Source organism: Kitasatospora sp. NPDC059160 (assembly GCF_042755465.1).
Classification (GTDB): Bacteria; Actinomycetota; Actinomycetes; order Streptomycetales; family Streptomycetaceae; genus Kitasatospora.
Window position 1 is genome coordinate 1 of record NZ_JBHZCN010000178.1, and the last position, 10961, is coordinate 10961.

Annotated in this window: 6 protein-coding genes; 1 reads left to right on the forward strand and 5 read right to left on the reverse strand. The window is 79.0% G+C overall.

The window, feature by feature from the left end; translation table 11 throughout:
• The 3 genes from ACFXOZ_RS40625 to ACFXOZ_RS40635 form a co-directional block, all read right to left on the reverse strand.
• The coding region (locus ACFXOZ_RS40625; protein ID WP_380595065.1) for an ATP-binding protein at window positions 1-2514 on the reverse strand (2514 nt) is incomplete at its 3' end.
• A gap of 303 nt (window positions 2515-2817) precedes the next feature.
• Window positions 2818-5577 carry a BTAD domain-containing putative transcriptional regulator gene (locus tag ACFXOZ_RS40630; protein ID WP_380595067.1) on the reverse strand — a complete coding sequence of 920 codons (2760 nt, stop codon included), beginning with the start codon at window positions 5575-5577 and terminating at the stop codon, window positions 2818-2820.
• Between the two features lie 108 nt (window positions 5578-5685).
• Window positions 5686-6159 carry a hypothetical protein gene (locus ACFXOZ_RS40635; protein WP_380523983.1) on the reverse strand — a complete coding sequence of 158 codons (474 nt, stop codon included), beginning with the start codon at window positions 6157-6159 and terminating at the stop codon, window positions 5686-5688.
• 241 nt (window positions 6160-6400) lie between these two features.
• On the opposite strand from ACFXOZ_RS40635, the gene ACFXOZ_RS40640 reads away from it, so the two are divergent.
• Window positions 6401-9352: a BTAD domain-containing putative transcriptional regulator gene (locus ACFXOZ_RS40640; RefSeq protein WP_380595069.1), complete on the forward strand. Its 2952-nt coding sequence runs from the start codon at window positions 6401-6403 to the stop codon at window positions 9350-9352.
• Between the two features lie 80 nt (window positions 9353-9432).
• Here ACFXOZ_RS40640 and ACFXOZ_RS40645 read toward each other — a convergent pair whose 3' ends face one another.
• Together ACFXOZ_RS40645 and ACFXOZ_RS40650 are read right to left on the reverse strand one after the other, a co-directional pair.
• Complete coding sequence (locus ACFXOZ_RS40645) at window positions 9433-10056, reverse strand: sigma-70 family RNA polymerase sigma factor (protein ID WP_375886650.1); 624 nt, start codon at window positions 10054-10056, stop codon at window positions 9433-9435.
• A 184-nt stretch (window positions 10057-10240) separates the two neighbouring features.
• A complete protein-coding gene (locus ACFXOZ_RS40650) occupies window positions 10241-10612 on the reverse strand; it encodes a hypothetical protein (protein ID WP_375886647.1) in 372 nt (123 codons plus the stop codon).
• Window positions 10613-10961 lie beyond the last annotated feature (349 nt).

Genomic DNA, 10961 nt, shown 5'->3' on the forward strand with positions numbered 1-10961 from the left:
GCGGGCGTCGTGTTGGTGCACCACCCCTGTCTCCCCCCTCACACCCCCCCCCCCCCCCCCCGGCGCCCCGGGCGCGGCCGGCCGCGCGGGCGGCCGCCCCCCCCGGGGCCCCCGGTCCGCGCTCAGGTCGGTGAGCGCATCGGTGAGGATCTCGCGGGCCTCGTCCGCCCGCCCCTGTTCGATCAGCGCGGTGCCCAGCTCGGTCAGCGCCTTGGTCATGCTGTCCGGGCGCCCGACCGCCCCGTAGTGCACCAGGGCCTGCCGGTAGGCCTTCTCGGCGGCCGGCCAGCGCTTCAACGCCGCCCGGTCCTGGCCGAGTTCGTGCGCCGTCATGGCCGCCAGCAGGTGCATCAGCGGCGAGGACCAGCGCTCCACCAGCTCCAGCGCGCCGGCCAGCGCGCGGCGGCGGACGTCCACCGCCTCCTCGGCCCGGCCCAGCTCGCGCAGACAGGTCGCCGCCCCGCGCAGGGTGACCAGCCGTCCGATCATCGCGGCCCGGTTGTCGACCTCGGCGAATGCGTCCGCCGCCCGCTGGTAGCTCTCGCTCGCCTCCCGGTGGCGCTGCAGCTGCCGAAGCCCGGAGCCGAGGTAGGTGAGCGCCCAGCCCTGCTGCTCGTGGTCGCCCAGCCCCTGGGCCAACTCCAGCCCCTCACCGGCGAGTTCGATGCCGCGCTGGTAGCGGTGCAGACAGGTGGTGTACGTCCAGGCCAGGTAGTTCACGTGCACCGCCTCGGCCCGCCGGTCGCCGCAGGCCCGGGCGGCGTCCACCGACAGCTGGAACACCTCGCCCCAGAGGTCCCAGCTCAGCAGCCGGTCGGAGAACCAGTGCATGGCCTCGGCGGTGTCGATCACCTCCCGGTGGCGGCCCTCCCGCTGGGCCCGGTAGAGCGCGGCCAGCCACTCCGGGTGCTCCTCCTCCAACCAGCGGGCCGACTCGGTGAGGAGCAGCGCCGGATCGTCGGCGGAACCACCGGCGGAGGCGTCGGCCGAGGCGTCCGGGTCGAAGCGCAGGCCGTGCCCGGCCGCCTCGCGCAGCAGCCGGCGCCCGGCCTCGGTACGGGCCTCGGCGACGGCCCCGGCCGGCTCGTCGGCGGCCAGCCGCTCGCCCGCGTACAGCCGCACCAGGTCGTGCAGCCGGTAGCGCTCCGGGGTGGCGGGCTGCACCAGGCCGGCGTCGACGAGCTGCTCCAGGAGCAGCTCGGTGCGCCCGGCCGACAGCCCCGCGTAGTGCGCCAGGACGGCCGCGGTGAAGTCCTGCCCGGCGGTCAGTGCGCAGCGCCGGAGCACCAGCCGGGCTTCGGCCGGCAGCCTGCGGTAGGACAGCTCGAAGGCCGGACGGACCGCCAGGTCCCCGGTCTCCAGGAGGTCCAGGCGGTTCTCCTCGGCGGCGAGCTGGCGCGTCAGTTGGGCCACCGGCTGCTGCGGCCGGGCCACCAGCCGCTGCCCGGCGATCCGCAGCGCGAGCGGCAGGTAGCCGCACAGCCGGGCCAGGTCCGCGGCGGCGGCCGGTGCGGCCTCGACCCGTTCCGGCCCGGCGATCCGGGCCAGCAGGGCGGTGGCCTCGACCGGGGAGAGCACGTCGAGCCGCAGCCGGTGCACGGCCTCCAGGCCGGGCAGCGCGTGCCGGCTGGTCACGATGGTGACGGCGGGGCCGACGCCGGGCAGCAGCGGGCGCACCTGGCTCTCGTCGACGGCGTCGTCCAGCACCAGGACGAGCCGTCGGTCGCGCACCAGGGCGCGGAACAGTCCGGCCCGTTCCTCCGTCCCGGCGGGCACCGCGCCGTCCTTGACCCCGAGGGCGCGCAGCACCTGGCCGAGCGCCTCCCGGGCGGGCAGCGGGGTGGCGGCCATGCCGCCGAGGTCCAGCGAGAGCTGGCCGTCCGGGAAGGCCGGGGCGAGGGCGTGGGCGGCGTGCAGGGCGAAGGCGGTCTTGCCCAGGCCGGGCTGGCCGCTGATCAGCACCACCCGGGGGTGGGCGGGGTGCCGGTCCGCGGTGAGGGCGGCGAGGTCGGCGAGGGCCTGCTCGCGGGCGGTGAAGTCGGCGAGGTCGCGCGGCAGGGCGAGGGCTCCGGGCACCGGCGGGTCGGTCCGGGGCCCGGGGCCGCCGGGCGGTGCCTGGTCCGGGGCCGTACCCGGCCCGGGCGCCCCGGCGGCCCGGTGCGGCCCTGCGGACGGTCCGGCAGGGTCGGCGGCCGGTCCGCCGGGGCCGGTGGCCGCCGGGCTCGCGGCGCCGGTCGCCGGGCCCTGCGGGGGCACCTGCCGCACGCCCCGGGGGCGGCCGGACTGGGCGGCCCGCTCCAGCGCGGCGGTCTGCGGGCCGTCCAGGCCCAGGGCGGCGGCCAGCGCCTGCACGGTACGCCGCTGCGGTCCTCGGGTGCGGCCGCGCTCCATGTCCCCGAGGGCCCGCAGGCTGACCCCGGCGGTGGCCGCCAGGTCCTCCTGGGTCAGCCCGGCCGTCACCCGGTGGCCGGCCAGCAGATGGCCGAACTCCCCGGTTCCGCTCGCAACCACCATCTGCCCGCCCCGCCCCCTGGTCCGCTGGTCCGCGCTCGCGCAGTTCCGCCGCAGTTCTGCCGGGCCGCACGCCGGGCAGATCGTCTCAGGCAGAAGTATGCCCCGTGGGACGGGCCGCGCGTACCCGGCCGCGGCCTGCGGGGATGTGGGAGGGACGGGCGCCCGGCGGGCGGAACCGCCCAGCGGAACCGCCTGTAGTTCCGCCTACCCCGTTGCCAGGGGAGGCAGTTGTGCACTCCCCCGACCACTCCCCCGACCACTTCCTCGACCCCGCCGGGGCCCCAGCGGCCCCCTGAGCGCCGCTCAGCGCTCGCCCGCGGCCAGCGCCCGTTCCTGCCGTCGGGCCTCCGTCCCCTCGACGCTGCGGCCGAGCGCGAACAGCAGGTCGGCGAGCAGCCCGTGCGAGCGCGCCTCCACGGCCGGGTCGCCGACGGTGCGGCCGAGGGCGACGGCGAGCCGGGCCGAGGACAGCGCCGCGTCCCGGCGGCCGAGGGCGTGCAGGGCGCGGGCCCGGCCGTGGGTGGCGAGCACCGCCGCGCGGTCGGTCCGGACCCCCTCGCCGGTGCCGGAACGCTCCGCGCCCGGCCGGGCGGGGCCCGAACGCCCCCGGGCCGTACGGTCGGTGGCGATCCGGACCGCCTCGTCGGCGTGCGCCAGCGCCCGCTCCGGGGCGCCGACCCGCACCAGGGCCTCGGCGAGTTCGGTGAGCGCCCCGACCAGCAGGTGCCCGGTGGCCGGGGCCCGGGCGGCGGTCACCAGCTCGGTGAGCAGCGGCACCGCCCGGTCGTACTGCCCGGCCCGGGCCAGGGCGGCCGCCACCCGGCTGCGGCAGTGGTGGCGCAGCAGCGCGTCCCCGGCCCGGTCGGCGGCCGCGACGGCGGCGCCGAGCTGCTCCAGGGCGGTGCGGTGGGCCGCCCGGTGGACGTGCAGGACGGCCAGGTCGGTGCCCAGCCGGGCGAGCGCCGCGTCGTCCCGGGCGGCCTTCGCGGCGCGCAGCCCGGTCTCGGCGACGGCCCGCCGGTGCGCCCGGTCCTCGCCGCCGGTGTCCCCGGACAGTTCGTACAGCCGGCCGATCCGGTGGGCGAGCAGCCAGGCGGCGCCGGTGCGCCCGTACTGTTCGGCGCACAGGACGACGGCGTGCAGCGCGCTCTCCTCCCGGCGGAACCAGGCCGCCGGCCGGGCTCCGTCGCCACCGGCGGCGCCACCGCCGTCGCCACCGCTGCCGTCGCCGCTGCCGTCCGGGCCCCACGGGGCGGTCAGCTCCAGGTAGTGGGCGATCAGCCGGTCGAGGGCGCCGAACCGTTCCTCGCAGTCCAGTTCGGCGGCCTGTCCGGCGGCGTAGCGGCGGACCAGCTCGCGGCGGGCGTAGTGGCCGGGTGCGGTCTCGGCGAGCAGGTGGACGGCGTCGAGCGCGGTCAGCAGGGTGCGGGCGGCGGCGGGCCGCAGGTCGGCGAGCGCGGCGGCGGTGGCGGTGTCGATCACCGCGCCGGGGTGCAGTCCCAGCAGGGTGAACAGCCGGGCGGCGGCGGGCGGCAGGGTCCGGTAGGTGCGGTCCAGGGCGGCGGTGATGCCGCTCGGGTCGGGCCCGCCGCCGACGCCGGCCAGGGCGGTCAGGCCGGTCTGCTCGTCGGCGAGTTCGGCGGCGAGGTCCCCCGGGGTCCAGTCCGGGCGGGCGGCCAGGCGGGCGGCGGCCAGGCGCAGGGCCAGCGGCAGGCGGTCGCAGCGTTCGGCGAGTTCGTCGAGTTCGGCGGCGGTCCGCGGGGCGGTGGCGGGGCGGTCCGGGCCGAGGGCGCGGGCGAGCAGCGCGCGGGCGTCCTGGGCGTTGAGCGGGCCGAGCGGCAGCGCCAGGGCGTCCTCGTGGAGCAGCAGTGCGCGCAGCCGGTCGCGGCTGGTGACGACGGCGACCGGGCCCAGGACGGAGCCGACCGTCGCGGGCCGGCCGGGCAGCAGCGGGGCGAGCCGCGGGTGGTCGGCGGCGTCGTCCAACAGGATCAGGATCCGGCGGTCGGCGAGCAGGGCGCGGTAGCGGGCGGCGCGTTCCTCCAGCCCGGCGGGGACGGCCTCGGGGGCGACGCCGAGGTCGGTGAGGAACCCGGCCAGGACGTCCGCGGGTTCGCGCGGCCCGTCCGGGTGGGTGCCGCGCAGGTCGGCGCGGAGCACGCCGTCCGGGAAGCGCTGCGCCGCCCAGTGCTGGACGAGAGCGGTCTTGCCCGCTCCGGCCGGGCCGGTCACCAGGATCGGACGGCCGGTCCGGGCGGCGACGGCCAGGGCCTCGTGCAGGCCGGCGAGTTCGGCGCTGCGGCCGACGAAGCGCCGGTCGGGCGGGGCGTGGCGGGCCAACTGCTCGCCGGCCATGCGTAGTTCCGGACCGGGCGGGCCGGACAGCCGGGTCAGCGCGTGGTCGTACCGGGCCCGGGCCTCCAGGCCGCGGCCGGCCTGCTCCAGGCACTGGACCAGCCGGGCCGCCAGCGGCTGGCGGCCCGGGTGGGCGTCGGCGGCCGCGCCGAGTTCGGCCACCAGTTCACCGCCGCGGCCGGCCAGCAGCAGCCGTTGGGCCAGCCGGTCCAGGGTGCGCAGCCGCAGGTCGGTGAGGGCCGGGAGGGTCCGGGTGCGCAGCAGCTCGGAGCCGCAGTCGGCGAGCGCCGGGCCGCGCCACAGGTCGAGGGCGGCGCGCAGCAGCGGGACGGCCGGATCGTCGGCGCCGAGCCGGGCGGCGGAGCCGGGCAGCAGCACCCCGGCCCGGTCGTGCAGCGCGCCGAAGCGGACCAGGTCCACCCGGTCCGCGTCACCCTCCAGGACGTACCCGCCGCCGCGGGTGCCCAGCACCAGCCGGGGGTCGTCCAGTCGGCGGCGCAGCGCGGCCACGTGCCCTTGGAGGGCGGCCCGGGCGGTGGGCGGTGCGGCGCCGTCCCAGACCAGTTCGATCAGTTCCTCGGCGCCCACCGGCTGGTTCAGCCGGACGGCCAGCGCCGCCAGCAGCGCGCGCCGCTTCGGGGCCGAGGGGGTGACCACCGTGCCGTCCGCCCGCCGGACCGTCATCGGCCCGAGCAGCTCGATCTCCATGCTCCCCTTCCCGTCGGGGGTCGTCGGCCTCCGGTGCCGCGCCGTCGCCCCCGTAGGGAGGGACGACGGGGCGGGCCCGAGCGGTTCAGTTCCCGGGCCCTGCCCGGTTCAGTTCCCGGGCCCGTCGGCCGGCCCGCCCGGGGCCGGTTCGCGGTCGGCCCAGGCCGGTGCGGTCCGGCGCTCGGGCCCGGCGAGGACCTGGACGTCGAACGGCGCGTACTCGTTGCCGTGGTCGCGTGCGGTGTAGCCGGCCGCCGTGAGGATCGCGATCATCGCGGTGGCCATCGCGGTCTGGGCCTCGCCCGACTGCCGGACCGCCGGGGTCTCCCCGTCGGCCTGCTGCGCCTCCTCCCCGGCCCGGCCGCGCAGCCGGGGGCTGACGTGCCAGCTGACCAGCACTTCCGGGTCCGCCGCGCCGAAGTGCTGGTTCCAGGTGCTGACCCGGACCTCGGCGCCGGTGGCGAGGCCGCGGTGCAGGCCGGGGGCCGTCACCGGCAGCCCGGCGGCGGCGAGTTCGTCGCGGACCCGCTGGGCCAGCCGCTCGTACCGGGCGTTCACGTGTCTCTCGGAGTGCTCGTCCATGCCCGCACGCTATCCGGCCCGGGCACCGCCGCGGCAACCGGCGGCCGCGGGGCGCTACGGGGCGGGCGGGACGCCCGGACACGCCCCCAGGCAACCATCCGGCCCCTCCTGGGACTCTGTACCCCTGGCGGCCCGCGCGGCGACGAGCGTCCGGGCACGAACCGGGCCGGTGCGCGCAGGACGACTGCTCCGTCCCGGGGGCCGCCGTCGGATCATCGGGCGGGACGAGGTGGGGGTACGGGTGCGGATTCGGCTGCTCGGGCCGGTGGAGCTTCGGCTCGCGGCGGGCGGCCTCGCCACGCTGGCGGGGTCGCAACGGCGCGCGGTGCTGGCACTGTCGGCGCTGCGGCTGGGGCAGGTGGTCGGCATGGACCAGTTCTGCGAGCTGCTGTGGGGCGAGCGGGCGCCGGCCAGCGCCCGGGCGGCGGTGCAGGGGCACGTCGCGGCGCTGCGCAAGGTGCTCGCCGACACCCCGTTCGAGCTGCACACCCGGGCCCACGGCTACCTGTTGAGCGGGCCGGCCGAGGAGGTGGACGCGCTGCGGTTCGCGGGGCTGGCCGGGCGGGCCGCCGACCGCGCCGACCGGGGTGCGGACGGGGAGGCGGTCGCGCTGCTGGAGGAGGCGCTGTGGCTGTGGCGCGGGGAGGCGCTGGCGGACCTGCCGGACACCCCCCTGCGGGCCGCGACCGCGGAGCAGTTGAAGCAGTCCGCGACGGCGGCCCTGCTCCGGTGGTCCGCGCTGCGGCTGGGGCAGGGCGCGGGGGCGGCGGCGGTGCCGCTGCTGGAGCAGAGCGTCCGGCGGGACGGGCTGCGCGAGGAGCTGGTGGCGCTGCTGATGCGCTGTCTGCACCAGGCCGGACGGCCCGCGGAGGCGCTGAGCGCCTACCACCGGACCAGGCTGCGGCTGGACCGCGAGCTGGGCATCCGGCCCGGGCCGGCGCTGCGGGCGGCGTTCGCCGAGGTGCTGGCGGACGACCGGCCGGCGCCGGTCGCGGTACCGGCCGCGGCCCCGGCGGCCGTCCCGGTGCCGGCCGCGGCCGGCGGGTCCCTTCCCCCGCCCGCCGGACCGCTCCCGACGGTCCCCCGGCAGCTGCCCGGGCTGCGCGTGGAACTGATCGGCCGCACCGCCGAGTTCCGCTGGCTGGACCGCGCCTGCGCCCCCGACCGGGCCACCGACGGACCGGCCCTGGTGGTCGGCCCCGCCGGGACCGGCAAGAGCGCCCTGGTCACCGCCTGGGCCCACCGGGCCGCCGACCGCTACCCGGACGGCCGGCTGTACGCGGACCTGCGCGGCCTCGACCCGGCCGGGCCGGCCGAGCCCGGCGCCGTCCTCGGCCGCTTCCTGCGCGCCCTCGGCGTCCCGGAGTGCGCCCTCCCGCCCACTCGGGCCGGCCGTGCGGCGCTCTACCGCGAGCGCACCCGGGGCCGCCGGCTGCTGGTCGTCCTGGACGACGCCGCCGACGCCGACCAGCTCGCCGACCTGCTGCCCGAGGGGCCGGGCTGCGCCGCCGTGGTCACCGCGCGCTGCTCCCTGGAGAAGCTGGTCGCCACCGACGACGCCGCCCTGCTGCGGCTGACCGCGCTGCCCGAGGACGACGCCCTGGCCCTGCTGGAGCACCTGCTGACGCCGAACCGGCTGCGCCCCGAACCGTCCGCCGCCACCGCACTCGTCCGGCTCTGCGAGGGCCTGCCGCTCGCCCTGCGGATCGCCGCCGCGCGGCTGGCCGCCCACCCGGAGTGGACGGTCGCCGCGCTGGTCGCCGACCTGGCCGACGAGGAGGGCCGGCTGGCCGCCCTGGAGCTCGACGAGCGCACCGGCCTGCGCCAGCAGCTGCTCCTCAGCCACCGCCAACTGCCGCCGTCGGCAGCCCGGTTGCTCGCCCTGCTGGCCGTCCACCCGGGCCCGGAGGTGGACGGCCAGGCGGCCGCCGCCCTGCTCGACACCGACCCGGCCACCGCCCACCGGGCGCTCGGCGAGCTGGCCTCCCGGCATCTGCTCACCGGCACCGCCCCGGGCCGCTACCACCGCACCGAGCTGGTCCGGCTGTTCGGCGTCCAGCTGCTCGCCGAACAGCCCGAGCAGCTCCGGGAGCAGGCCCGCGCCCGGCTGCTGGACCACTACCAGGCCGCGCTGCAGCACTGCGGCGGCTACCTCGACCCCGGCCAGGAGGACGCCGGGGTGCCCGCCCGGAGCCCGCAGGCCGTCCCGCCCGTGGTGGACATCCGCACCGCGCTCGACTGGTTCCGCGCCGAGGAGCCCGCGCTGCGGGCGCTGATCGACGAGGCCGCCGTCAGCGACCCCGGCCGGGCCTGGCGGCTCGCCCTGACCACTGGTTCGCTGTACTACGGCGCCAGCCGCTTCACCGACTGGCTGGCCCGCGCCGAGGTCGGCCTGGCGGCGGCGGAGCGCTGCGCGGACCCGGTCGCGGTGGCGTTCCTGCACAACTGCCGGGCCCAGGCACTGGTCGCCCTGGAGCGCCGGCACGAGTCGGCCGAGGCGTCCCGGCGCGCGGTGGCGGCCGCCGAGTCCGCCGAGGGGCCGGCCGCCGCCTCGGCGCGGGTGCGGGCACAGGCCTCGCTGGCCCTGGTCACCGCGATGCTCGGGGACTCCGCCGGGGCGCAGCGGCTGGCGGCGGAGGCGACCGCGCTCGCCGTCCGGTCGGGCGACCGGAAGCGGCTGGTCGACGCCCTGGTCCACCAGGGCTGGGTGAGTCTGGCGACCGGGGATCCGACGGCCGCCCAGCGGCTGTCCCAGGAGGCCCGGGAGCTGCTGCCGCCCCGCCCGGTCACCCAGGTGCACCTGTGGTCGCTGCTGACCGAGGCGCAGGCCCTGCCGCCGACCGTCCGGGACCACGCCGCGGACCTGGCCTGGCACCGGCTGCTGGCCGCCTGCGAGGAGGCGGGCCTGCTCTACCTCCACGCGGTCACCGAACAGTCCTACGCGGCCCACCTGGTGGCCCGGGGCCGCGCGCCGCAGGTGCGCGAGCGGCTGGCCTCGGCGCTGGAGCGCTTCCGCCGGCACGACCGGCTGGCCGGGCACCGCAGCGAGTTCACGGCCGGTCTGGAGGCCTCGCTCAGCCTGCGCGCCGGGGACGGACCGGAGGCCGGGTGCGCACCCGGCGGGCCGCCGGGCGGCGCACCCGGCAGCGCACCCGGCAGCGACCGGACCGCCGTGGACGGTCCGGTCGCGTAGCGCTCACCCGACGGCCGTCCCCCGGAGTCCTACCGAGGGTTCGGCCGGAGGGATCAGCCGGGGGTTGTTGGGCCAGGGGTTCAGCCGGTGGCCGGCGCGTACCCGTGCTCGGCCGCCAGCACCGGCCGCAGGGCCCGGACGGCGTAGAAGTTGCGGGACTTGACCGTCCCCGGCGGCACCCCCAGCTGCGCCGAGGCCTCCAGCACCGAGCGGTCCTTGAGGTGCAGCTCGACCAGCACCTCGCGGTGGTGCTTCTGCACCCGCCGCAGTGCCAGCGCGATGTCCCGGGCGACCACCACCTGCTCGTACGGGTCGTCGGCGAGCGGGCGGTCCTCCACCGGCTCGCCGATGGCCTCCTGGGCGCGGGCGGCGGCCATCCGGTAGTGGTCGATCGCGATCCGGCGGGCGACGGTGAACAGCCAGGGGCGGCTGTGCTCCGGGCCGGCGGCCAGGGCCTCCGGGTGCTGCCAGGCGCGCAGCAGGGTCTCCTGGAGGATGTCCTCGGCCTTGCCGCGGTCGCCACCGGTGTTGCGCAGCAGGGCGCGCAACAGGTAGCCGCCGTGCAGCCGGTGGATCTCGGCCAGGGTGTCGGGGTCAAGGGTCCGTCGGACCGGGGCCGGCTCCGGCACCGCGACGGGGTCGGCAGGGGGGCCCGCGGGCGGCTGGGCGACGGACGTGGGCGGAGCGACGGACTGCTTCGACACGCGCTACCTCTCAGGTCGGGCAAGGGCACATGGCAGGGCTTCCGCCGGACATCCCCCGTGGCGGTAGACATCAGCCTGCCGGGCGCCGCCAAGGACCTGCCAACGATCCGCCAACGCCCGGACCGGGCGGCACCCGGCGCGGCGCCGGGTGCCGCCCCGTCGTGCCGGGGAGGCCGCGCCGGGCTCAGTCCGTGCCGGGTGCCGCCGGGCCGCCGTTGAGCGCCTCCACCAGGTCCTGCACCCCGTCCTCGCCCCGGTGCTCGATCAGCACCGCGACCCAGCCGGCCAGCCGTTCGCGCTCGGCCACCGTCCACCCCGGTGCGGAGGGGTGCTCGTCCACCACCAGCGCCCGGGCCAGGCCCAGCAACCCGGGGGTGGGTTCCGCGCGCCGCTGGCGCTCCGGCAGCACCCCCAGCGCCAGCCGCCGGGCGACGGCCGTCACCTCGGCCGCGCCGCAGGCCGGCACCGCCAGCCCGGACGGCCCCGGCACCACCGGTGCGCCCATCTGCACCAGGGCCGCGATGTACTCCCGCACCTCCGGCCCGTCCGCTTCCATCCGGCGTTCCTCCCCCGTCCCGTTCCGTCCCGCTCTACGGCGCCCACCCCGGTCGGGGTTCAGGCGCAGCCCACCGACCGTACCGGTCGGTACGGTTACGGCCTGAAACCCGCCGGTCCGGCCGTCGTTCCGGCCGTCGTTCCGGCCCGGTCGGGCCGGACCGCATTGTGCCGGTCGGTGATGAGAAACCGCGGACCCGACACCACCGACACCACCGCAGCCGCCGCCACCGGGAAACGGCGCGGGGGGCGCGGGGGGGGGCGCGCGCCCCGCCCCCGGGCCCGGGGGGGGGGGGCGTCGCCGGGCGCGGCCCCCCCCGCGGGGGAGGGGGGGGGGGGGGGGTGGGGAG